At 60.6% G+C, this 22,504-nt stretch carries 17 protein-coding genes and 1 other RNA gene; 13 read left to right on the plus strand and 5 right to left on the minus strand.

Annotated elements, in window-relative coordinates; all coding sequences use genetic code 11:
- Positions 1 to 19: 19 nt before the first annotated feature.
- The 7 genes from ACSQ17_RS05030 (at position 20) to ACSQ17_RS05060 (ending at position 6,494) form a co-directional block, all read left to right on the plus strand.
- Positions 20 to 709: a thermostable hemolysin gene (locus ACSQ17_RS05030; RefSeq protein WP_436067833.1), complete on the plus strand. Its 690-nt coding sequence runs from the start codon at positions 20 to 22 to the stop codon at positions 707 to 709.
- Positions 693 to 2,165: an AMP-binding protein gene (locus ACSQ17_RS05035; protein WP_436067834.1), complete on the plus strand. Its 1,473-nt coding sequence runs from the start codon at positions 693 to 695 to the stop codon at positions 2,163 to 2,165. Before ACSQ17_RS05030 ends, ACSQ17_RS05035 begins: the two co-directional genes overlap by 17 nt.
- The gene (locus tag ACSQ17_RS05040; protein WP_233686534.1) at positions 2,165 to 2,818 is read left to right on the plus strand and encodes a TenA family transcriptional regulator; all 654 of its coding nucleotides are present in this window, start codon (positions 2,165 to 2,167) and stop codon (positions 2,816 to 2,818) included. The genes ACSQ17_RS05035 and ACSQ17_RS05040 overlap by 1 nt, the downstream gene beginning before the upstream one ends.
- 9 nt (positions 2,819 to 2,827) lie before the next feature.
- Entirely contained in the window at positions 2,828 to 3,619 is a 792-nt protein-coding gene (locus ACSQ17_RS05045; RefSeq protein ID WP_436067835.1) for an SDR family oxidoreductase, read from the plus strand.
- Positions 3,620 to 3,631: 12 nt separating this feature from the next.
- Complete coding sequence (locus tag ACSQ17_RS05050) at positions 3,632 to 4,282, plus strand: tetratricopeptide repeat protein (RefSeq protein WP_436067836.1); 651 nt, start codon at positions 3,632 to 3,634, stop codon at positions 4,280 to 4,282.
- Positions 4,283 to 4,366: 84 nt separating this feature from the next.
- Positions 4,367 to 5,023 (plus strand): response regulator, encoded by a 657-nt coding sequence (locus tag ACSQ17_RS05055; RefSeq protein ID WP_436067837.1) that lies wholly within the window; start codon positions 4,367 to 4,369, stop codon positions 5,021 to 5,023.
- A gap of 1 nt (position 5,024) precedes the next feature.
- Entirely contained in the window at positions 5,025 to 6,494 is a 1,470-nt protein-coding gene (locus ACSQ17_RS05060) for an ATP-binding protein (protein WP_436067838.1), read from the plus strand.
- On the opposite strand, the gene ACSQ17_RS05065 is transcribed toward ACSQ17_RS05060, so the two are convergent.
- Positions 6,491 to 7,261, minus strand: coding sequence for an FCD domain-containing protein (locus tag ACSQ17_RS05065; RefSeq protein WP_436067839.1), 771 nt, complete (start codon positions 7,259 to 7,261; stop codon positions 6,491 to 6,493). The two genes, ACSQ17_RS05060 and ACSQ17_RS05065, sit on opposite strands and share 4 nt — an antisense overlap.
- A gap of 282 nt (positions 7,262 to 7,543) precedes the next feature.
- Between ACSQ17_RS05065 and ACSQ17_RS05070 the strand changes: the two genes are divergently transcribed.
- From ACSQ17_RS05070 to ACSQ17_RS05085, 4 genes are all read left to right on the plus strand, one after another.
- A complete protein-coding gene (locus ACSQ17_RS05070) occupies positions 7,544 to 9,232 on the plus strand; it encodes a lactate permease LctP family transporter (protein WP_436067840.1) in 1,689 nt (562 codons plus the stop codon).
- A 54-nt stretch (positions 9,233 to 9,286) separates the two neighbouring features.
- Positions 9,287 to 10,441: an FMN-dependent L-lactate dehydrogenase LldD gene (gene lldD, locus ACSQ17_RS05075; protein WP_436067841.1), complete on the plus strand. Its 1,155-nt coding sequence runs from the start codon at positions 9,287 to 9,289 to the stop codon at positions 10,439 to 10,441.
- 14 nt (positions 10,442 to 10,455) lie between these two features.
- Complete coding sequence (locus ACSQ17_RS05080) at positions 10,456 to 13,263, plus strand: FAD-binding and (Fe-S)-binding domain-containing protein (protein WP_436067842.1); 2,808 nt, start codon at positions 10,456 to 10,458, stop codon at positions 13,261 to 13,263.
- Positions 13,264 to 13,336: 73 nt separating this feature from the next.
- Complete coding sequence (locus ACSQ17_RS05085; RefSeq protein WP_436067843.1) at positions 13,337 to 13,582, plus strand: hypothetical protein; 246 nt, start codon at positions 13,337 to 13,339, stop codon at positions 13,580 to 13,582.
- Between the two features lie 53 nt (positions 13,583 to 13,635).
- On the opposite strand, the gene ACSQ17_RS05090 is transcribed toward ACSQ17_RS05085, so the two are convergent.
- Positions 13,636 to 16,551, minus strand: a complete 2,916-nt coding sequence (locus ACSQ17_RS05090) for an ATP-binding protein (protein ID WP_436067844.1) — start codon at positions 16,549 to 16,551, stop codon at positions 13,636 to 13,638.
- Positions 16,552 to 16,694: 143 nt separating this feature from the next.
- Here ACSQ17_RS05090 and ssrA point away from each other — a divergent pair.
- Together ssrA and ACSQ17_RS05100 are read left to right on the plus strand one after the other, a co-directional pair.
- Positions 16,695 to 17,086: a transfer-messenger RNA gene (gene ssrA, locus ACSQ17_RS05095) on the plus strand.
- A gap of 184 nt (positions 17,087 to 17,270) precedes the next feature.
- Positions 17,271 to 18,527 carry an integrase domain-containing protein gene (locus ACSQ17_RS05100; RefSeq protein ID WP_436067845.1) on the plus strand — a complete coding sequence of 419 codons (1,257 nt, stop codon included), beginning with the start codon at positions 17,271 to 17,273 and terminating at the stop codon, positions 18,525 to 18,527.
- 83 nt (positions 18,528 to 18,610) lie between these two features.
- On the opposite strand, the gene ACSQ17_RS05105 is transcribed toward ACSQ17_RS05100, so the two are convergent.
- The 3 genes from ACSQ17_RS05105 to ACSQ17_RS05115 form a co-directional block, all read right to left on the minus strand.
- Positions 18,611 to 20,614, minus strand: a complete 2,004-nt coding sequence (locus ACSQ17_RS05105; protein ID WP_436067846.1) for a DUF3732 domain-containing protein — start codon at positions 20,612 to 20,614, stop codon at positions 18,611 to 18,613.
- On the minus strand, positions 20,611 to 20,901 hold the full coding sequence (locus tag ACSQ17_RS05110; protein WP_436067847.1) for a three component ABC system middle component: 291 nt from the start codon (positions 20,899 to 20,901) through the stop codon (positions 20,611 to 20,613). The genes ACSQ17_RS05105 and ACSQ17_RS05110 overlap by 4 nt, the downstream gene beginning before the upstream one ends.
- Positions 20,894 to 22,044 (minus strand): IS3 family transposase gene (locus ACSQ17_RS05115; RefSeq protein ID WP_436067717.1). Its coding sequence is split into 2 segments (ribosomal slippage): positions 20,894 to 21,801 and positions 21,801 to 22,044, totalling 1,152 coding nucleotides; the frame shifts between segments, so codons are not numbered across the junction. The genes ACSQ17_RS05110 and ACSQ17_RS05115 overlap by 8 nt, the downstream gene beginning before the upstream one ends.
- Positions 22,045 to 22,504: the final 460 nt, after the last annotated feature.

Below are 22,504 nucleotides of genomic sequence, written 5' to 3' on the forward strand. Positions count from 1 at the left end.
CACAGACGAGGTTCCGTTTATGGAGCTGCCTTGGGTGTATCAAAACACTGCACTTGCACAGATCGGCCGCGAGCAACCGCTCAGCCTGTACCTGGCCAATCACGAAAGTCCACGCCGAGCGGGGATTGAAGCCTTTATCGGCGAGCGCTTCGCCGCTCAGCATCAAGCGCGGATCCGCCATTTCATGCCCTGTCTGCTCAGTTTGGAAGATCGCGACAGGCAACTGCTCGGCGCGGTAGGCCTGCGCGGTGCTGCCAGTGGCCCGCTGTTTCTTGAACGTTACCTGCAGCAACCGGCAGAACAGGTGATTGCCGCCCGGCAGGTGGCCAATGCACCACAGCGGGCACAACTGGTCGAGGTCGGCAACCTGGCAGCGGGCAGCCCAGGCGCTGCGCGTTTGCTGATCGTCGCCCTGACCGATCTGCTGGTGGCACTGGGTTATCGCTGGGTGACCTTTACCGGCACCCTGGCTCTGCTCAACAGCTTCCAGCGCCTGGGCCTGACGCCCGTACCGCTGGGCCCGGCCAATCCGGATTGCGTGGGGGATGAACTGGCGGACTGGGGCAGCTACTACGCCAACCAACCACAGGTGATGGCCGGCGACATCTACGCCGGTCACCAACGCCTGCTGCAACTGGGTGCTTACCCGCGCCTGGCTCACCACGCTTTCTATGCACTGGAGGACATGCCTGATGTGGCCTGCCGCTGAATCATTGTTCAACCGCCTGGCCGAACTCGGCGATACCAGCGCCCTGCGTGAAGGCCCGTGGCAACTGAGCTACACCCAGTTGCTGCATGAGGTCGAGCAGCGCAGTGCACTGCTGCTGGAGCGTGGCGCGCGGCGCGTTGCCCTGGCGCTGGACAATGGCATCGACTGGGTGCTCTGGGACCTGGCCACCCTGCATGCCGGGCTGGTTTGCGTGCCGCTGCCGGGCTTCTTCTCCAGCGGCCAGCAGGCCCATGTGCTCGACAGTGCCAGCATCGACTGCCTGATCGGCCCGAACACTGCACTGTTCAGCGCACTGGGTTTCAACCCTAGCGCGGCCGGCATGCTGCAACGCCCACGAGCGCAGGTCAGCACGCTGCCAGTCGGTACCTGCAAGATCACCTACACCTCCGGCACCACCGGGCAACCCAAAGGCGTATGCCTGGATATCGCCACACAACTGGCGGTGGCTCGCAGTCTGGTGCAGGCCAGCGCCAGCTGCGCGGTCGAACGCCACCTGTGCGTCCTGCCGCTGGCCACCCTGCTGGAGAATATCGCCGGGGTTTATGCGCCCTTGTTGGCCGGGGCGCGGATCGAGCTGATGCCGATGGCGCAGGTCGGCCTACTCGGGGCCAGCCAGTTCGACCTGCCGCGATTTCTCGGCGCCCTGGCCCAGGCGCAACCCAATAGCCTGATCCTCCTGCCGCAGTTGCTGCTGGCGCTGGTCAGTGCGGCCGAGCGCGGCCTGCCGGTGCCGAGCTGCCTGCGCTTTATCGCCGTCGGCGGTGGCCGCGTCGCCAGCCAGTTGCTGCAACGCGCCGACGCTCTGGGGCTGCCGGTATTCGAAGGCTACGGCTTGTCCGAGTGCGCCTCGGTGGTGTGCCTGAACACCCCGAAAAACCGCCGCATCGGCACCGTCGGCCAGCCATTGCCGCACCTGCAGGTACGCCTGGGCACAGACGGCGAGGTGCTGGTCAAAGGCCCACGCCTGCTCGGCTACCTGGGCGAACCATGCCCTGATGCAGAGTGGCTGGGCACCGGTGACCTGGGGCATTTCGATGGGCCGTTTCTGGTGCTGCACGGGCGCAAGAAACACCAGTTCATCACCTCCTTTGGCCGCAACGTCAACCCGGAATGGGTCGAGGCCGAGCTGGTGCAGCAACTGCCGATTGCCCAGGCCTGGCTATACGGCGAGGCCTTGCCGGGCAACGTCGCCGTGCTGGTGCCGCGCTACCCGAATACCAGCGACAGCCAACTGGCTGAAGCCGTGGCCAGCGCCAACCAGGCCTTGCCCGACTACGCCCGCGTGCACCACTGGCTGCGCGCCACAGCCCCTTTCAGCACCAGCAACGAGCTGGCCACCAGCAATGGCCGCCTGCGCCGCGCTGCCCTGCTTAACCACTACCAGCACGCCATCGAACAGTTGATGGCGCAGCAAACCTGCTACGGAGATGCGTGATGAACTTCTATGAATCCCTGCTTGAACAAACCAGCGCTGAACGCAACTACCTGCTCAGCGCGCCGATCATTGCCCAAGCCATGGCCGGCACCGTCAGCCTGAACAGCTACGTGGCCTTTCTTACCGAGGCCTACCACCACGTCAAACACACCGTGCCATTGCTGATGGCCTGCGGCGCACGTTTGCCAGAGCGGCTGGAGTGGCTGCGCGAAGCCATCGGCGAATACATCGAGGAAGAAACGGGCCACCAGGAATGGGTGCTCAATGACATTGCCGTGTGTGGTGCCGATAAAGAAGCGGTGCGCCACGGCACGCCCAAACTGCCCACCGAACTGATGGTCAGCTACGTCTACGACCGCATCGCGCGGCATAACCCGGTGAGTTTCTTTGGCATGGTCAATGTGCTGGAAGGCACCAGCATTGCCCTGGCCACCCAGGTGGCCGGGGTGATCCAGGACAAGCTGCAACTGCCGAACAAGGCGTTCAGCTACCTCAGCTCCCACGGCAGCCTGGATCTGGAGCACATCGAGTTTTTCAAAAAACTGATGAATCAGCTCGACAACGACGACGACAAAGCCGCCGTGGTGCACACCGCCAAGGTGGTCTACCGCCTGTATGGCGATATGTTCCGCAGCTTGCCGCTGAGCGCCTGAGGACTAGCGATGAACATTCCTGAATGCCGCGCCGTGATCACCGGGGCCAGTGGTGGGATTGGCCAAGCACTGGTCGCCGAACTGCTGTGCGACGGTGCCCACCTGCTGCTGGTTGGCCGCCAGCCCGAACCCCTGCAAGCGCTGACCGAAGCCCATGCCGGCAAAGTCACGCTGGTGACTGCGGACATCCGCGAACGCAGCGGGCGTGAAGCCGTGGTCGCCGCCGCGCAACGCTTTGGCGGCATCAACACGCTGATCAATGCTGCGGGGGTCAATCACTTCGGCCTGCTGGAGCAGCATGATGAAACCGCCATCGCCGAGCTGATCGAACTCAACGTAACCGCCACCTTGCAGCTGACTCACCGCCTGCTGCCGCTGCTGCGGCAACAGGGCCGAGCCCTGGTGGTCAACCTGGGGTCGACGTTCGGCTCCATCGGCTACCCCGGTTTCAGCGCGTATTGCGCCAGCAAATTCGCCCTGCGCGGGTTCTCCGAAGCCCTGCGCCGTGAGCTGGCCGACACCCAGGTCAAGGTTCTCTACTTCGCCCCGCGCGCCACCCAGACCAGCATGAACGCCGCCAATGTGGTGGCCATGAATGACGAGCTCAAGGTGGCCATGGACGACCCGCACAGCGTCGCCCTGCAACTGCTGGCCGCCATTCGCCGCGAGGAGGAAGAGCGCTACCTGGGCTGGCCGGAACAACTCTTCGTACGCCTCAACAGCCTGCTGCCGCGCCTGGTTGATCAGGCCCTGCGCAAACAACTGCCGATCATCCAGCGCTTTGCCCGAAGCAAACCCTAAGAGGACACCCCGATGAAGCTGCTCCGTAATGCCGCCTGCGCCCTGCTCTGCCTCACCAGCCTGCCCAGCTTTGCCCTCAGCGAACAGGGCCAGACCCAGCTGCAAAACCTGCAAGACCGCTGGGCCGAGATCAACTACCAGTTGCCCAAGGAACAACGCGAGAACGCTTTCGCCAGTCTCAGCAAGCAAGCGCAACAAGCCGTCGCCGCCGAGCCGAACGCCGCCGAGTTGCAGATCTGGAACGGCATCATCCTCAGCACTTACGCCGGCGCCAAGGGCGGCCTGGGCGCGCTGGGCCTGGTCAAAGAGGCCAAGGCCAGTCTGGAACAGGGCCTGGCGCTCGACCCCAAGGCGCTGTCCGGCTCCGCCTACACCAGCCTCGGCAGCCTGTACTACCAGGTGCCCGGCTGGCCGGTGGGCTTTGGTGATGACGAAAAGGCCGAGGTCATGCTCAAGCAGGCCCTGGCCATCAACCCAGATGGCATCGACCCCAACTACTTCTATGGCGACTACCTGGCCCGCGCCAAACGCTTCGCAGAAGCCAAGGCAGCGCTGGAGAAAGCCCTGCAAGCGCCCCCACGGCCCAACCGGCAGTCGGCGGACGTCGGCCGCAAGCAGGAAATTCAGGTCTTGCTGAACAAGGTCAACGCCGAGTTGCAGTGATAGGCTGTTGCGTGACGCCTGCTCTGCCAGTACGGCACGGCAGGCGCACCTGAAGGTTCAAATAGACAAACCGGGAATGTCTACATGCGAATTCTATTGGTCGAAGATGACAAGGCCCTCGGCGAGGGCATCCGTACGGCGCTCAAGCCCGAGGGTTACATCGTCGACTGGGTGCAGGATGGCAGCAGTGCGCTGCATGCCCTGACCAGCGAAAGTTTCGAGCTGGCGATCCTCGACCTCGGCCTGCCGCGCATGGATGGCCTGCAAGTGCTCAAACACCTGCGCGCAGCCGCCAACCCGGTGCCGGTGCTGGTACTGACCGCCCGCGACTCGACCAGTGACCGCATCGCCGGGCTGGATGCCGGTGCCGACGATTACCTGGTCAAACCCTTCGATGTCGCCGAACTCAAGGCACGCCTGCGCGCCCTGCTACGGCGCAGCTTCAACCGCCCACAACCGGCGCTGGAATACCGTGGCATCAGCCTCGACCCGGTCAGCCAGGCCGTCAGTTACCAGGGCCAGGCGGTCAATCTGCCGCGCAAGGAATTCCTTCTGCTGCACGAGTTACTCGCCCAACCGGGCCGGGTGATGACCCGCGACAAGTTGCAACAGGCCCTCTACGGCTGGGACGAAGAGCTGGAGAGCAACGCCCTGGAAGTGCACGTGCACCACCTGCGAAAAAAATTCTTTCCCGAGCTGATCCGCACTGTGCGCGGCGTCGGCTACCTGGTGGATAAATAACATGCCGAAGTTGTTGCGCTCGATTCGCGCGCGTTTGCTGGTATTGCTGCTGTCACTGTTGAGCGTCACCCTGGGGCTGATCAGCCACAAGATCTACAGCGATGCCAGCCATGAAGTGGAAGAGCTGTTCGACGCCCAACTGGCGCAGACTTCCCGGGTGCTGATGGGCCTGGTCCGTCATGAGCTGTCCGCCGACTCGCGCCGCGACTTGCAAGCGGCGCTGGATGAAGCCCTGCTGCTGAAGAACAGCCCGCGCAGCCTCGACGGTCTGCTGGGGCACAGCTACGAGAGCAAGCTGGCCTTCCAGATGCTCAATGACAACGGTGAGCTGGTGTTCCAGTCCGCCAGCGCGCCCAAGGGCCTGCTGATGGAGATGATCGCCCAGCTCGGCCTCAGCCTGCCGGCCGGCGAGCAACCGTTAAACGAGCGCCTCAACCGTCTGGCCAAATACCTCAGTGGTTATCACACCCTCAAGCTGGGTGAGCACCGCTGGCGGGTATTTGTGCTGCACGACAACGTCGACCATCACTGGGTGCTTGTGGGCGAACGCGAAGATGTACGCGGCGAGCTGTCCGGCAAGATTGCCCGACGCAGCCTGCAACCGCTGCTGATCGGTCTGCCACTGCTGGCCCTGCTGCTCTGGCTGGCGGTGGGGTTTGGTTTGCAGCCCCTGCAACGGATGGCCGAGTCGATCCGCGGCCGCGCGCCGGACAACCTTGCCCCGCTGATTTTCGGCCCGTTGCCGCAGGAGCTGGAGCCCATGGGCGCCTCGCTCAACCGCCTGCTGATGCAGGTCAACCAGCTGCTGGATCAGGAAAAGCGCTTTATCGCCGATGCCGCCCACGAGCTGCGCACGCCGCTGGCGGTGCTGCGCATCCACGCCCAGAACGCCCTGGAAGCACCTGACCCGCAAGACCGCAACGATGCCCTGCGCCAGCTCGGCACAGGCGTCGAACGCGCCACCCGGGTAGTGGCGCAACTGCTGACCCTGGCGCGCCTGGACCCCAATGTGGTGCAACTAGCGATGGGCGAACTGGACCTGCTCGGCTATGTGCGCAACGAGCTGGCAGAACTGATCCCGCTGGCCCTGGCGCGTCATCAGGAACTCGATCTGGATGCCCTGGAGCCGGCGGATTATCAGCTGATCGCCGATGGCCCGAGCCTCGGCACCTTGCTGCAAAATCTGATCAGCAATGCCGTGCAATACACCCCGGACGGCGGCCGTATCCGGGTGCAGCTGGACGCCCAGGCGGACGCCATCATCCTGCGCGTGCAGGATAGCGGCCCTGGCGTGGCCGAAGCGCAGCGGGAAAAACTCTTCGAACGCTTCTATCGCCTCGGCGCGGGCCAGGGCGCAGGCTTAGGCCTGTCCATCGTGCGCCGGGTGGTGGAGCTGCACCGTGGCAGCATCAGCCTTGGTGACTCACCGCTGGGTGGTTTGGAGGTCGCAGTACGTCTGCCCAGACGCTAACGCGTGCTACCGCGGCGTTGTGCCCGCTCTTCACGGCGGGCCTGCTGCTGCACTTCGGCCAACACCTCTTGCACATAATCGATATGCCGGTTGGACAGCGCGCGGGCGTCCTCGGCGCGACCTTCGATAATCGCCTGGTACAGGTTGCGGTGCTGCTCGATCAACATATCTCGGGTTTCATCACGCTGGGCGTACATGCCGCCGATATTGGTCACCACGTTGCGCTTGAGCAGGTCGAACAGCCCGCGAATGGTGTGCAGCAGCACGGCGTTATGGCTGGCCTCGGCAATCGCCAGGTGGAAGTTGGCATCGGCAGTACCCTCTTCGGCGCGGGTGACCTTGCCATTGAGGCTGTAGCAATCCTGCAGCGCGGCAAAGGCGTCGGTCAGGCGCTGGCGATCCAACTCGGTGGCGCGCTGCGCGGCATAAAAAGCGCAGGAACCTTCCAGGGTGTGGCGAAACTCCAGCAGGTCGCGCTGCGCGTCAGAATTGCTTTCCAGCAGACGCAACAGCGGGTCGCTGAAGGTCGAGCCCAGGCTGTCAGCCACATAGTTGCCGCCACCATGCCGGCTGACCAGCAGGCCCTTGGCTGCCAGTTTCTGGATCGCCTCACGCAGCGACGGCCGTGAGACACCAAACTGCTCGGCCAACACCCGCTCCGCCGGCAGGCGCTCACCAGCCTTGAGCGTGCCTTCGAGGATCATGGTTTCCAGTTGACTGACGATATCGTCCGACAAACGGCGCTGCTGTACCTGACCAAACCCCATAACCCAATCGACTCCGTTAACCCGCGTTGAGAACGCACCAGACCGGCGTTACAGCCTCCAGCCCTGGCAGCCTAACCAGTGGCGCAATGCCTAACAAGCGGCTGCCGCACTCGGCCGTACAACAAAAGTCGTAGGCGGACAAATTGACGCACACGCGCTTTAGCTTCTATTCTGCCCCACAGCACAGGGTAATTGGTATTACCAATTTACAAAACAGATGCAACCTCACTGCATACTGTTCGACCCGCGCTCCCAACCAACAACAATTAGTGGGTCCTCACCATGCAAACATGGCAACAGCTCTACACACCGCTCGGCAGCCTGGGTCTGTCCGCGCTGGCCGCTCTGATTCCGATTGTGTTTTTCTTCCTGGCCCTCGCCGTGTTCCGCATGAAAGGCCATGTGGCGGGCGCGATCACCCTGGCACTGTCGCTGGTGGTGGCCATCGCCGCCTTCGGCATGCCTGCCAGCATGGCGTTCGCCTCGGCAGGATACGGTTTTGCTTATGGTCTCTGGCCGATTGCCTGGATCATCGTGGCGGCGGTATTCCTCTACAAGCTCACGGTTAAAAGCGGCCAGTTCGAGGTGATTCGCAGCTCGGTGCTGTCGATCACCGACGACCAGCGCTTGCAGGTGCTGCTGATCGGCTTTTCCTTCGGCGCGTTTCTCGAAGGGGCCGCCGGTTTCGGCGCGCCGGTGGCGATTACCGCCGCTCTGCTGGTTGGCCTGGGTTTCAACCCGCTGTATGCAGCCGGCCTGTGCCTGATTGCCAACACCGCCCCCGTGGCCTTCGGCGCGCTGGGCATTCCGATCATCGTCGCGGGTCAGGTAACCGGCATCGATGCCTTCAAGATCGGCGCGATGACCGGCCGCCAACTGCCCATCCTGTCGATCATCGTGCCGTTCTGGCTGGTGGCGATGATGGACGGCTGGCGCGGCATCAAAGAAACCTGGCCGGCCGCCCTGGTCGCCGGCGTGAGCTTTGCCATCACCCAGTATTTCACCTCCAACTACATCGGCCCGGAACTGCCGGATATCACCTCAGCGCTGGTCAGCCTGATCTGCCTGACCCTGTTCCTCAAGGTCTGGAGCCCAAGCCGCGCCGCCGAACCGGAAGTGGTTGGTGTATCGGCAGGTGGCGCAGCAATCGTCGGCGGCTTCGGCATCAAACGCAGCAGCGCCCCATCGCCGTACAGCTTCGCCCAGATCGTCAAAGCCTGGTCGCCGTTCCTGATCCTCACCGTGCTGGTCACCATCTGGACACTGAAACCCTTCAAGGCCATGTTCGCCGCTGGCGGCGCGATGTACAGCACGGTGTTCAACTTCGCCATCCCGTTCCTTGACCAACTGGTGATCAAGACCACGCCGATTGTCACCAGCGCCACAGCCATGCCGGCGGTGTTCAAGCTGGACCCGATTTCGGCCACCGGCACGGCGATCTTCTTCTCCGCGCTGATCTCCATGCTGGTACTGAAGATCAATGGCAAAACTGGTCTGACCACATTCAAGGAAACCCTGATCGAGCTGAAATGGCCGATCCTGTCGATCGGCATGGTGCTGGCCTTCGCCTTCGTCACCAACTACTCGGGCATGTCCAGCACCCTGGCCCTGGTGCTGGCTGGCACCGGCGTGCTGTTCCCGTTCTTCTCGCCGTTCCTCGGCTGGCTGGGGGTGTTCCTCACCGGTTCGGACACCTCGTCCAATGCCCTGTTCAGCTCACTGCAAGCCACCACCGCACACCAGATCGGAGTCAATGACACCTTGCTGGTGGCGGCCAACACCAGCGGCGGCGTAACCGGCAAGATGATCTCGCCACAGTCGATTGCCGTGGCCTGCGCGGCCACTGGCATGGTCGGCAAGGAATCCGATCTGTTCCGCTTTACGCTCAAACACAGCCTGATCTTCGCCACTTTCGTTGGCCTGATCACCCTGGCCCAGGCCTACTGGCTGACCGGCATGCTGGTGCACTAAAGCGCTACTGCCGGGCTGCGAGGCCCGGCACTTTTATTACGGGAACCTGCCGCCATGATCATTTCTGCCTCCACCGACTACCGCGCCGCCGCGCAACGCCGGCTGCCGCCGTTTCTGTTCCACTACATCGACGGCGGTGCCTATGCCGAGCACACGCTAAAGCGCAATGTCAGCGACCTGGCGGACATTGCCCTGCGCCAGCGCGTGCTGCGCAATATGTCGGAACTGAGCCTGGAAACCCGTCTGTTCAATGAGACCCTGAGCATGCCGGTGGCCCTGGCCCCGGTCGGCCTGACCGGCATGTACGCCCGCCGGGGTGAAGTGCAGGCCGCCAAGGCAGCTGCCGCCAAGGGCATTCCCTTTACCCTGTCCACCGTGTCGGTGTGCCCGATTGAAGAAGTCGCGCCGGCCATCGACCGGCCGATGTGGTTTCAGCTGTATGTGCTGAAAGACCGTGGCTTTATGAAAAACGCGCTGGAGCGTGCCAAGGCCGCCGGCGTCACCACCCTGGTGTTTACTGTCGATATGCCGGTGCCCGGCGCGCGTTACCGCGATGCCCACTCCGGCATGAGCGGCCCGAATGCGCCCGTGCGGCGCATGTTGCAGGCCATGACGCACCCACGCTGGGCCTGGGATGTCGGCCTGCTGGGCAAGCCCCACGACCTGGGCAATATCTCCGCCTACCGCGGCAATCCGACAGGATTAGCCGACTATATCGGCTGGCTGGGCAACAACTTCGACCCCTCGATCAGCTGGAAAGACCTGGAATGGATTCGCGAATTCTGGGACGGCCCGATGGTCATCAAGGGCATCCTCGACCCACAGGACGCCAAAGATGCCGTGAGCTTCGGCGCTGACGGCATCGTTGTCTCCAACCACGGTGGACGTCAGCTCGATGGCGTGATGTCCAGCGCCCGCGCCCTGCCGGCGATTGCCGATGCGGTGAAGGGTGAGCTGGCGATTCTCGCCGACTCGGGCATCCGCACAGGTCTGGATGTGGTGCGCATGATCGCCCTCGGCGCAGACACAGTGATGCTCGGCCGCGCCTTTATCTACGCCCTGGCCGCCGCCGGTGGCGCGGGGGTGAGCAACCTCCTGGAACTGATCGAGAAGGAAATGCGCGTGGCCATGGTGCTGACCGGGGCCAAATCGATCAGCGAGATCACCGCCGATTCACTGGTGCGCGAATTGCGCCACGCCGCGTCCTGACTTCCGGAGCCTGAATGAGCCTGCCTGCCGCTTTTCTCACCGCCGTCGAGCGCCTGATCCCTGCCGAGCGGCGCTTCGACGACCCACTGTCGACTCTGGCCTTTGGCACCGACGCCAGCTTCTACCGGCTGATCCCCAAGCTGGTGGTGCGCGTCGAGGCGGAGCTGGAAGTGGTTGATCTGCTCAAGCTGGCCGGTGTCCATCAGGTGCCCGTGACCTTCCGCGCCGCCGGCACCAGCCTCTCCGGCCAGGCCCTCAGCGATTCGCTGCTGATCGTGCTGGGTGATAACTGGAACGGCCGTGAAATCCGTGGTCAGGGCAACCAGATCCGTCTGCAACCTGGCGTTATCGGTGCACAGGCCAATGCCGTGCTCGCACCTTTCCAGCGCAAGATCGGCCCCGACCCGGCGTCGATCAACGCCTGCAAGATCGGCGGCATCGTCGCCAACAACGCCAGCGGCATGTGCTGCGGTACGGCGCAGAACAGCTACCACACCCTGGCTGGCATCCGCCTGGTGCTGGCCGATGGCACGGTACTGGACACTGAAGACCCACTTAGCGTCACGCGCTTTTTCGCCACCCACGCCGACCTGCTGGCGCAACTGAACGAGCTGGGCAAACAGACCCGCGCCAACAGCGCGCTGGCCGCGAAAATTCGCCACAAATACCGCCTGAAAAACACCACTGGCCTGTCGCTTAACGCCCTGGTGGATTTCGACCAGCCGCTGGATATTCTCAGCCACCTGCTGGTCGGCTCCGAAGGCACGCTGGGCTTTATCAGCGCGGTGACCTACAACACCGTGCCCGACCACCCACACAAGGCCAGCGCCCTGCTGGTGTTCCCCGATGTGGAGAGCTGCTGCCGCGCGGTGACGGTGCTCAAGCAGCAGCCAGTGTCCGCCGTGGAATTGCTCGACCGCCGCAGCCTGCGCTCGGTGCAGGACAAGCCCGGCATGCCGGAGTGGGTCAAGGCGTTGTCCGACAGCGCCTGCGCCCTACTGATCGAATCACGCGCCGCCAGCCAGAGCCTGCTGCACGAGCAACTGCAACTGATCATGGCCTCTATCGCTGACTTCCCGCTGGAAAAGCAGGTGGATTTCAGTGAGGACCCGGCCGTTTACAACCTGCTGTGGAAGATCCGCAAGGACACCTTCCCCGCCGTTGGCGCGGTGCGTCAGACCGGCACCACGGTGATTATCGAGGACGTGACCTTTCCCATCGAACAGCTGGCCGAAGGCGTCAACCGCCTGCTCGCGCTGTTCGATAAACACGGTTACGACGAAGCGATCATTTTCGGCCACGCCCTGGAGGGCAACCTGCATTTCGTCTTTACCCAGGGCTTTGATAGCGCGGCAGAAAAAGCCCGCTACGAAGCCTTTATGCAGGACGTGGCGCACCTGGTGGCCGTGGAGTTCGGCGGCTCGCTCAAGGCCGAGCACGGCACCGGGCGCAATATGGCGCCCTTTGTCGAACTGGAATGGGGCCATGACGCCTACCAGCTGATGTGGCAGATCAAGCGCCTGCTCGACCCCCAGGGCATTCTTAACCCGGATGTGATCCTGTCGGATGACCCGCAGATCCATCTGAAAAACCTCAAGCCGCTGCCGGCCGCCAACGAGATCGTCGACAAGTGCATCGAGTGCGGCTTCTGCGAGCCGGTGTGTCCGTCCAAGGGGCTGACCCTGAGCCCGCGCCAGCGCATCGTGATCTGGCGTGATATCCGGGCGAAAAAACGCGCTGGCATCGACACCTTTGAGCTGGAAGCGGCCTATCAGTACCAGGGCATCGACACTTGCGCGGCTACCGGTTTATGCGCCCAACGCTGCCCGGTGGGCATCAATACCGGCGATCTGGTGCGCCAGCTGCGCGCACGCGATGCCAATAGTCTGCGCAGCGCCGACTGGCTGGCCAATAACTTTCGCCACGTCATGCAGGGCGCGCGGGTGATGCTGCATGTGGCTAACGGCGCACGCCGCGTCTTGGGCGCACCGTTACTCACGCGCACATCGGCGGCGCTGAGCAAGGCCAGCCAGGGCCGCCTGCCGCAGTGGACGCCAGCGATGCCGCAAGCGGTGCAACGCCTGCAATTACCGGCAGTGGTTGAGGATACCCGGCCCAGAGTGGTCTATCTGGCCGCCTGCGTATCCCGCGCCATGGGTCCGGCAGCCGGCGATAGCGAGCAGATGTCGCTGCTCGACAAGACCCGCGCGCTGCTGGAGAAAGGCGGCTTTCAGGTGGTGTTCCCAGATGAGCTGGACAGCCTCTGCTGCGGCCAGCCGTTTGCCTCCAAAGGCTATGTCGAACAGGCCGAACGCAAGAAGCAGGAGCTGATCGACGCACTACTCAAGGCCAGCCGCGGCGGTCTCGATCCGATCTACTGCGACACCAGCCCTTGCACCCTGCGGTTAATGCAGGACGGCCTGGACGCACGCTTGCAACTGCATGACCCGGTGAAATTTATCCGCGAGCAGCTGCTCGACCGTCTGCACATCACCCCGCAGGACAAGCCGGTGGCGGTGCATGTCACCTGCAGCACCCAGCACCTGGGCGAGGCGCAGGGGCTGATCGATATCGTGCGGCGCTGCACCTCGGAAGTGGTGATTCCCGAAGGCATTCACTGCTGCGGCTTTGCCGGCGACAAAGGCTTTACCACGCCGGAGCTGAACAGCCACGCCCTGCGCAGCCTGAAATCCGCCGTGCAGTACTGCGAGGAAGGCATCAGCACCAGCCGAACCTGCGAAATCGGCCTGAGCCAGCACGGCGGTATCGACTATCACGGGCTGGTCTATCTGCTGGATCGGGTCAGCCACGCCAAGCATTGAGTGACCAACGGCCCGGTCGCCGAGTGAGGGCTTTCTATACTGAAAGTCCTACCCACAACGCCGGAGCCACACCATGCGCCGCCTTGCCACGTTCCTTGCAACCGCACTCCTCAGCACCTCGCTATGGGCCATGCACTGCCCGGCGGATATGGCCAAGATCGATGGCCTGCTGAAAACCGACCCACCGAGCGATGCCGCGGTGCTCGCGCAAGTGCAAAAGCTGCGCGCCGAAGGCGAAGCCCTGCACAAGGCCGGTAACCACGGCCAGTCGGTCAAGGTGCTGGCTGAGGCCCTGCAACTGCTTGAAGCCAGCGAGTAATGTGCGCGGCTGGAGCGGCTACACGCCTTCGGCTGAACGGCTGAAGGCGTGGTTTAAAGCGCCTGCCCCAGCAGGCTCAGCGCCACACGGCGCACCTGCGCCAGGTCGATCGGCTTGGCCAGGCAGGCCTGTGCACCACGGCGGCGCGCCTCACTGAACACCTCTTCATCGGCGGCCGCGCTGATCACCAGCACCGGCACAGCCTGCAACCGTGGGTTCTGGCGCATAGCATCGAGTACGCGCAAACCATCGCCATCAGGCAGATCCAGATCCAGCAGCAGCAAGGTCGGCGTGCAGCGTTCCAACTCGGCCAAAGCGCGCTGGATCGAACCGGCACCACGCACCTCGGCAAATTCGCGCAGCGCCTCCTGCACCACCTTCAGACAAGCTGGGTGATCTTCCACGCAGAGCACTTCAGCCAGCTGTTTAGGCGGCGCTGCGAGCGGCTCGGCATCCGGCGTACTGGTAGCACTCGGTGCGGCCGCACCCGGCAGATCAACCCAGAAACGGCTGCCCGTGCCAAGTGCGCTACTAAAGCCCATTTCCCCGGCCATCAGACTGGCCAGCTCCCGACACAGCACCAGGCCAATCCCGGTACCCGGAATGCTGGAGTTTTCCCGGCCCAGGCGCTGAAACGGCTGGAACAACCCCGCCTGCTGCTCAAGGCTGAGACCCGCGCCGTTATCTTCGACCCACAGCCGCACGCAGTCCGAACGCACTTCGTAGCCCAGCCGGATCAACCCCTGCGGGCTGTTGTACTTGATCGCGTTGGACAGCAGGTTGAGCAGCACCTGGCGTACCCTGCGTGGGTCCGCCTGCACATACAGCCCCGCATCCGGCTCGGCCAGTACCTGCAACTGCAATTGCCGCTGCTGCACATCCGGCAGCACCAGCTCAGCGCAACCGTGCAGCAGCGCACCGACTTCCACCGGTTGCAGCTTGAGCTGCTGGCGGCGGCTTTCGATGCTCGACAGATCAAGAATGTCGTCGACCAGTGACGTCAGGTGACGGCTGGCATTGACGATCTCGCGGGCGTAATCGGCTTCCTGCTTGGCATCGGGCTTGTCCTGGGCCTCCAGTTCAATCAGCTGGCCAAAGCCATAAATCGCATTCAGCGGCGTGCGCAGCTCATGACTCATGCTTGAGAGGAAACGACTCTTGGCCTGACTGGCAGCCTGGGCCTCCAGGCTGGCGCGGCGCAGTTCCTCCTGCACCTGCTTGAGGCGGGTGATGTCGACATGGGTGCCGGCCACGCGCAACGCGCGCCCTTCGGCATCACGCTCCAACACCTTGCCGCGGCTGAGCAGCCAGACATAGTCACCCTGCACATCGGCGTAGCGGTACTCGGCCTCGAACCGGTCCTCACCACTGCTGGCAAACAGCTGGCGCAAGTGACGAATACGCTCCAGATCATTGGGGTGAACACGCTGGTTGAATTCGCTGAACGTCATGCACGGCTGCGTCAGCCCGAAGCGTTTGAGGAAACGCTCGCTGAGGCTGATGCTCATGCTGTGCGCTTCAACCTCCCAGAGGCTTTCGGTGGTGCTTTCCAGCACCAGCTGGAGAATCCGCTGCGCCTCGACTCGCTGCACTTCGCTGGCCTGCAACTGCTCACCGGTCTGCTGCACGGCCGTGGCCATACTCATCAGCTCATCAATCTGGCTGTTCGGTGTTGCTGGCTGGTAGTTGCCCTGGCCCAGCTCGCGCATCATCCCGACGATGCCATCAATTGGCCGTACCAGCTGCTCGCTCAGCTGTCGCGAACGCAGCCACATCAGGGCGAAAAACAGCAGGTAGAACAGCGCCAGACCGAGGATCAGCAGATAACCGATGTGCAGGTAACGCTCGGCCAGGCGATTGGTCTCACTGAAAATATTGGCTTCATCCACCACCAGCAGCAGTTGCCAGCCAGTCTGCGGAATCTCGCTCCAGGCAATCAGCTGCTTACGACCACCGAGCATGACCTCCTGCACATTGCCCTGCCCAGCCGCCATGGCCTCCAGCAGCGGTTGCATCTCGGCACGCTTGCCCAGGTTGAAGTCCTCAGGCTTGAGCACCTCACGACGCACGGCCTCGGCATAGGAATATTCGGTCAGCTCACGCAGACCGAAATCCTCTTCACCCGCATGAGGCAGAGCCATGATGTTGTGATCGCGACTGACCAGCATGGCGTAACCATGCCAGGGCACATCCAGCTCACCGATCTCGCCGAGCATCTGCCCCACGGTGATATCAAGGCCGACCACCCCTTCGAGGAAGTCACCGCGATACACCGGCGCCACCGCCGACATCATCCAGCCCATGCCGGCAGGGTCGAGGTAAACATCGGTCCAGGCCACCTTGCGCTCAGGGTTGTGCTTGGCGTCGGCCAGATAATAGAAGTTGTAATCCGGTATCACCATGTCATGGGGATACTGCTCAGGCGTCATGAAAAACGGGTAGATGCGGTTATAGCTGTCCCAACTGTTGAAATAGGCTGCCGCCACCCGTGGGTTGGCCGCCTGGATCGAACGCATCAACGGATCGAGCTGCGACAGACGCAGCGCCTTGGCGTGATCCTGCTTTGCCACAGGCGTACTGTTGGCATAAAAGGACGCTGCACGACCATCGTCGCTACGGGTATAGAACACCCCGTTATCCGTCAGCGCATGACGCTGGCGCTCCAGCTCATCAGGCTGGAAGCGCTGATTGAGCAAGGCATTCAGCGCCGCATCACGGAAAATCTGCACCTGCGCTTCCACCGAACGCAAACGTCCGTCGATCACCTGGCCTTCACGCTTCACTGCGGCCGACAGGTCTTCCAACGCGCTTTCCTGCAAATGCTCGATCTGTGCATCGCGAATGGCGGCGTTGCTCAGCAGATACACCGTGATCAACACCGACTCGACCAGAATCAGCGGGATCAGGGCGCTCTGCACAAACGCGCGCCAGATCCATTGACGCAGGGGATAACGCGGTGCACGCGGCATACGGCAATCTCATTCAGAACAGTCGGTTATGCAGGTGGCAATCATAGCCGGCAACGCCCCAGAGCGTCCGCAGACAAATGCCAGGTCGACGCTGTGGAACCTTTGGCGTAAACTCGCGTCCTAGCAACAGCTACACCAGTTTTGGGGTCGATTAGGATTCGACGCCGGTAGCGAAGCTCGAGGTGCATGCCGACTTGGTAACAGAAGTCGTAAATCCACTGTTGCAACTTTCTATAGTTGCCAATGACGAAAACTACGAGGGCTACGCTCTCGCTGCGTAAGCGGCGCGACTAGTCCTTCTGGTAGCTTCGGCTCCAGCGATCACTAGGGGATGCCTGTAAACCTGAAGTGATTGTCATGCAGAACAGGATCGCCGCGTAGTACGTTGTGGACGAAGTGGCTAAAACTTACACAACTCGTCCAAAGCACCCTGCCCGTCGGGCGGCTGCGGATTAACTCAATAGACACGGCTAAGCATGTAGTACCGACAGTGGAGAACTGGCGGACGGGGGTTCAAATCCCCCCGGCTCCACCATTACAACATCTAAAGACGTCCAAGGACGTCTTTTTTTGTGTTTGAAGTCCAGCAAATACGGGGCTTCCAGCGCTTATAGCGTCCCAAGACATCCAACAGCATCCGTGCATTTCTGTATTCCTAATGGTATTCCAGGCATACAGGTGCTAATTTCAGGAATACAGAATCTTGTCCTGGAGTACCAATGGGCGCTAAAAGCACTCGTCTATCTGAAGCCAAAATTAAAGCTGCCAAGCCCAGAGAGAAGGATTACGTCCTGAGCGATGGCGGCGGCCTACAATTGCGAGTGAGAATCATTGGCTCAAGGCTATGGAATTTTAATTACCACCACCCCATAACCAAGAAGCGCATCAACATGGGGCTTGGCATTTACCCTGAACTCTCTCTGGCACAAGCCAGAAAAATGACGATTGAAGCGAGAGAGCTGCTTGCCTTGGGAATAGACCCGAAAGAAAATCGGGAAGCGTTGGGGCGAGCCAAGAAAGCTGAAACCGAGCACACATTCCAGAACGTAGCGACGGCCTGGTATGAGCTTAAAAAAGACTCAGTGACGCCTGCTTATGCCGAGGACATTTGGCGCTCGCTGACGCTGCACGTATTCCCTGATATGGGTGCCACGCCAATCTCCGCCATCAGCGCGCCACAAGTCATCAACCTGCTTCGGCCACTCGAAACCAAAGGCAGCCTTGAAACCGTTAAACGGCTATCGCAGCGGCTCAACGAGATCATGACCTACGGAGTCAACTCGGGACTGATTCACGCAAATCCACTCAGTGGGATTCGCTCCGTCTTTAAAAAACCGAAAAAGAAGAACATGGCGGCACTTGCGCCCGATGAGCTAAAAGAGCTCATGGTCGCAATTGCCAATGCCAGTATAAAAAGAACGACGCGCTGCCTTATCGAATGGCAACTCAACACCATGACCCGGCCAGCAGAGGCAGCCACCACACGCTGGGCCGATATTGACTTCGAAAAGCGTATCTGGACGATTCCTGCAGAGCGCATGAAGAAACGGCGCATACATATCGTGCCGCTCACGGAACAAGCACTAGCGCTTTTGGATGCAATCAAACCCTACAGCGGGCATCGGGAGTATGTGTTTCCTGCAGACCGGAATCCTCGAACCCACTGCAACAGCCAGACCGCCAACATGGCGCTGAAGAGAATGGGCTTCGAGGGCCGCCTGGTCAGCCATGGCATGCGCTCAATGGCCAGCACGATCCTCAACGAACACGGCTGGGATCCTGAGCTGATTGAGGTGGCGCTTGCCCACGTCGACAAGGACGAAGTGCGTAGCGCCTACAACCGGGCAGACTACATCGAGCGTAGACGCCCAATGATGGCTTGGTGGAGCGAGCATATTCAGGACGCAGCAACTGGAAATTTGTCAGTGTCAGCCATCAAGGAAAATCGAGACAGAAAAGTCGTTTCGATACGCTGATCAAGGGGCTGCGCCCGGCCAACTGGAGATGTCCACTAGCGACCGACTGAATATCCTTCGCTCCAAACTTTGCAATGCCCCGGTTACTCATCGGCTATGAATCCTCGCTCACGCCATACGACCTGGACATAGTCAGAGAATTTGTAGTCCTCCCCCAGCGTGAGGTTGTCTGCATGGTCAGAGACAATGACCTGCGGCATCACTCCCGTTGCCTTTTCGGTCTCCGAGCAGAATTTGGCCAATTGGGTAAACATGTTGCTGACGGCACTTATGTCAGCGTCATATTTCTCTACCCGTTTCGCCTGCTCAGCTAGCGCCTTGCCATCGAAGCGCTCGGCATCATCTAGAGACGCTGGGAAGTAGACCTGGGTAGGCTGATCCAGAAACAGGATGGGCGGGATCTTGCACTCCTGATCAGAGCGGGCGGCAAACTGGTAATGCAGCGCCATAAAAAGCGCCAGGTGGGAATACAGCCAGTTGGCCCCACTACCCATTGAGCGCAAATAAACGCGAGTGTTGGGGTCAAGTTGGTGCCACAAATCGAAGGTCTTCAGATCGAACCTGAGGGCCGACGGTAGGTAAGTCGCTTCGAAGTCAAACCGATTCGCGAGCTCACACATCTTGGCATTGATGTCATTACTCAACGTTTCCAGCTTGGACCCGACGTCATACTCAGCAATCTGTGCCGCCAGCCGATCAACGCTGGACTTCAACTGTTTCTCCAGCTCAGCCAACTCTGATTCAGGTTTTTCGAGCTGTTCCTGGATCGCTAGTTCTAGCTTGAGCTTTGTCTTGATCGCCTGTTCGTCAATTGATTTTGACGTCTTGAGCTTCGTGATCTCTTCATCGAGTGGCTGGAGATCAGCCTGGATGCGCTTCAGGGTCTCATTGATCTCGCTTAGCTCACCTTCGATCGTGCGTCGCTCCTCGGCGAAGCTTTCGCGCGCATAGGTAGATAGTTTCAGCTCCCCATTCAGCCAGTCTATAGCGCTGGCCAGTTTGTTCGCCTCGATCGCCGGAACGTAGGTTGACGCCTCACATAAAGGGCAGTGGGCTTCGGAGAGATCGGTTGAGACAGGGATCGCCTCCCGGGACATCTCCACGCCAAACTGCACCGCCGAATCCATCGAACCGATTACCTGACGCAGAAGTCCATTTGTAGTGCGTTTATTAAGAAGTTGCACCGCTCGCTCTTCGAGCAGTTTGCTCCGACGCTCCTCGATCGCGTTGGACAACACGTCAATCTTTATCGAGCGCTCTGAAATGGCTCTGAGGAGCGGTTTGGGCTTTGCGTAGATATCTTCGGCTGTGGCATCCACCAAAGGAGCTCCCGCCAGTCCTTGGAATTCGGCCAGAAGCTGCTTGTATTTGGCTATGGTCATTTCCCTTCGCTTGGCTTGCTTAGGGATCTGTGTTTGGATTTTTTTTAGCTCGTATTTGGCAAGCTCAAGCTGCTTGGCTAGATCGAAATACTCTTCGTTCACCAATCCCATAAGAATTTTGAAGTGATCGATGGCTTGGTCACGTTTTTCCTTTTGCTCGAAGCGGTAGAAAATTGCGTGTTTGTTCGCAACAAGATTTTGATGCTGGAGCATGAATGACGGGAAGCTGCGCACAGACGGAGTAGCTGATTTTGGACGGCCCGTTAGCTTCAGGAATGGGTCTTCGTCGACGTTTTCCAGCGTCACTGCAAAATGGCGCCCCACACTTTTCCTGAAATCGCGCAATGGCATGTAGTGCCTGGGATCGAAGAACGCCTTTGGCTGTGCGATACCCTTTAGCAGAGCATCGTGATCGCTGCCGGTTACATCCAAAAGAAAACATTGATCGGATTTGGCGGCACGGGCCGTTACGAGCATGTAGGCCGGGAACTGGAAGACAATGAAAAACGTTTTCGCGCGCTTGGTGATCTTGCCGACCGGGATAGTATCCTCGGTACTCCCAAGGCAGTAATCGAAGATTTCGAGGATCGCGCTCTTTCCTGTGGAAGATTTGCCAGTGATGATGTTTAGACCTGGCCGAAACGGCACGTAGTGCAGTTTGTCTTGGGTATCTACAACCCCAATGTACTTCAAATAGCACTTCATAGAGATTTAAATCCCAACGTCCTGTAAATGGATACGACGTCTGCATCTACGAAAAGGGCGGCCAGCTTGCGGCCCGCCTCCAGATAGACGCTGTTCGCGTTGCTTGCCTGCACATCTCTGGTCGATCTTACGGAGAGGTCTGGTGCCACTTCAATGCCGTGCTCGGCGGTCAGCACTAGTATTGACGCATGGGTGAGGGATTTGAGCTCTTGAGCACGCGAGGTGAGCCCCACAAGTCTGCGCTGGTCCTGACATAAAGTGTGAATCGCCCCGGATTTCCTAGACACTTTCCAGGCTCAGTAAATGTCGCTTCTCAAACTCTACCGGTGACAGCTGGTTGTTGAAACCATGTCGGCGTTTTGGGTTGTAAAACATCTCGATGTAGTCGAACACATCAGCGCGAGCATCCTGCCTAGTGCTATAGATCTTTCGCCTGACCCGCTCCCGTTTCAGCAGCTGGAAAAAGCTTTCCGCTACCGCATTGTCATGGCAGTTGCCACGTCGGCTCATGCTGCCAAGCAAGTTGTTGGCTTTCAGGAAACTCTGCCAGTCGCCGCTGCTGAACTGGCTACCCTGATCTGAGTGAATCATTACTTCCAGCTTGGGCTTACGCCGCCAAACCGCCATCAGCAATGCATCAATAGCCAGGTCGCTGGTCATCTGCGGCTTCATTGACCAGCCAATTACCTGCCGCGAAAACAGGTCGAGCACCACCGCCAAATACAACCAGCCCTCATAGGTGCGGATGTAGGTTATGTCCGTAACCCAGACCTTGTTGGGTTCGGTGACATTGAATCGACGCTCAAGATGATTCGGAGAGGCCACTGGAGGCTTACCACCATAACGGCCCGGTCGACGCCGATACCCTGTCTGCGAGCGCAGTCCTTCCTGGCGCATTAATCGAGCAACGCGATGCCTGCCGCACTGTTCTCCCAGCTCACGCAGGTCGTCATGGATTTTGCGGTAACCATAGACGCCACCGCTTTCTAACCAGGAGTGCTTGATCAAACCCAGCAGACGCTGATCATCCTTAGCTCGTGCCGACTTCGGCTCAGACAGCCAGGCGTAGTAACCGCTGGCATGTACTTTCAGGGTCAGGCACAGACGGCGAACCGAATAGTCTGCGGATAGCTGACTGATGAAGGCGTACTTCAGCCGCACTCCTTGGCAAAGTACGCGGCGGCCTTTTTTAGGATGTCTCGCTCTTCGGTCACGCGCTTGAGTTCAGCACGCAGGCGACGTAACTCAGCGTGTTGATCGTCTTCTTGTGCCCGCTGCTTTTGGGGCTTGCTGTAGCGCTTCACCCAGGCATACAGACTGTGTGTCGACATGCCCAAGCGAGCAGCTACCTCAGCCACCGGCAGACCCCGTTCGGTCACCTGCTTGACTGCTTCGATTTTGAATTCTTCGGGATAACGCGGGTTACTCATGGCACCTCCTAATGGGCCGCATTATGAGGCCTGGAGGTGTCTACGAAACTAGGGGCGATTCACTAGCCCCTTCATTCATAACAGAAGGGCAACATCATCAGCCGGAGATGATGCGATGAAGGATCAATGAGGGCCGCCGTCAGTGCGGCCTTTTTGCATCTAGGGCTTTCGCAAGCCAGTGCTGCGATACACCTGTCAAGTCGCATACGCTAGTTGCGACACATCCTGAGTATCTCAACCGGGGAATGCGATACCTAGCGCCTGTCGCATGCGTTAGCTGCGATACCTCCACCATGTCGCAACAGCGGCTGCGACACTCATGGAGTATCGCAAGACACCGGTGCGACATACCAAGGCTGTCGCAAACTCACACCGCGATACGCTTGCTGTGCCGTAAGCGGCATCAAGACTGCCTGCTTGGGCACCCAAAACGGCCAATACAGACACGCATACTGCCACT

The sequence above is a fragment of the Pseudomonas sp. LjRoot71 genome, assembly GCF_964253255.1.
In the GTDB taxonomy this organism is placed as follows: domain Bacteria; phylum Pseudomonadota; class Gammaproteobacteria; order Pseudomonadales; family Pseudomonadaceae; genus Aquipseudomonas.

What these genes read in the sequence shown, in the direction of transcription:
- ACSQ17_RS05030 (WP_436067833.1), top strand. Translation starts at nt 20, where the DNA reads ATGGAGCTGCCTTGGGTGTATCAAAACACTGCACTTGCACAGATCGGC.
- ACSQ17_RS05035 (WP_436067834.1), top strand. Translation starts at nt 693, where the DNA reads ATGTGGCCTGCCGCTGAATCATTGTTCAACCGCCTGGCCGAACTCGGC.
- ACSQ17_RS05040 (WP_233686534.1), top strand. Translation starts at nt 2,165, where the DNA reads ATGAACTTCTATGAATCCCTGCTTGAACAAACCAGCGCTGAACGCAAC.
- ACSQ17_RS05045 (WP_436067835.1), top strand. Translation starts at nt 2,828, where the DNA reads ATGAACATTCCTGAATGCCGCGCCGTGATCACCGGGGCCAGTGGTGGG.
- ACSQ17_RS05050 (WP_436067836.1), top strand. Translation starts at nt 3,632, where the DNA reads ATGAAGCTGCTCCGTAATGCCGCCTGCGCCCTGCTCTGCCTCACCAGC.
- ACSQ17_RS05055 (WP_436067837.1), top strand. Translation starts at nt 4,367, where the DNA reads ATGCGAATTCTATTGGTCGAAGATGACAAGGCCCTCGGCGAGGGCATC.
- ACSQ17_RS05060 (WP_436067838.1), top strand. Translation starts at nt 5,025, where the DNA reads ATGCCGAAGTTGTTGCGCTCGATTCGCGCGCGTTTGCTGGTATTGCTG.
- ACSQ17_RS05065 (WP_436067839.1), bottom strand. Translation starts at nt 7,261, where the DNA reads ATGGGGTTTGGTCAGGTACAGCAGCGCCGTTTGTCGGACGATATCGTC.
- ACSQ17_RS05070 (WP_436067840.1), top strand. Translation starts at nt 7,544, where the DNA reads ATGCAAACATGGCAACAGCTCTACACACCGCTCGGCAGCCTGGGTCTG.
- lldD (WP_436067841.1), top strand. Translation starts at nt 9,287, where the DNA reads ATGATCATTTCTGCCTCCACCGACTACCGCGCCGCCGCGCAACGCCGG.
- ACSQ17_RS05080 (WP_436067842.1), top strand. Translation starts at nt 10,456, where the DNA reads ATGAGCCTGCCTGCCGCTTTTCTCACCGCCGTCGAGCGCCTGATCCCT.
- ACSQ17_RS05085 (WP_436067843.1), top strand. Translation starts at nt 13,337, where the DNA reads ATGCGCCGCCTTGCCACGTTCCTTGCAACCGCACTCCTCAGCACCTCG.
- ACSQ17_RS05090 (WP_436067844.1), bottom strand. Translation starts at nt 16,551, where the DNA reads ATGCCGCGTGCACCGCGTTATCCCCTGCGTCAATGGATCTGGCGCGCG.
- ACSQ17_RS05100 (WP_436067845.1), top strand. Translation starts at nt 17,271, where the DNA reads ATGGGCGCTAAAAGCACTCGTCTATCTGAAGCCAAAATTAAAGCTGCC.
- ACSQ17_RS05105 (WP_436067846.1), bottom strand. Translation starts at nt 20,614, where the DNA reads ATGAAGTGCTATTTGAAGTACATTGGGGTTGTAGATACCCAAGACAAA.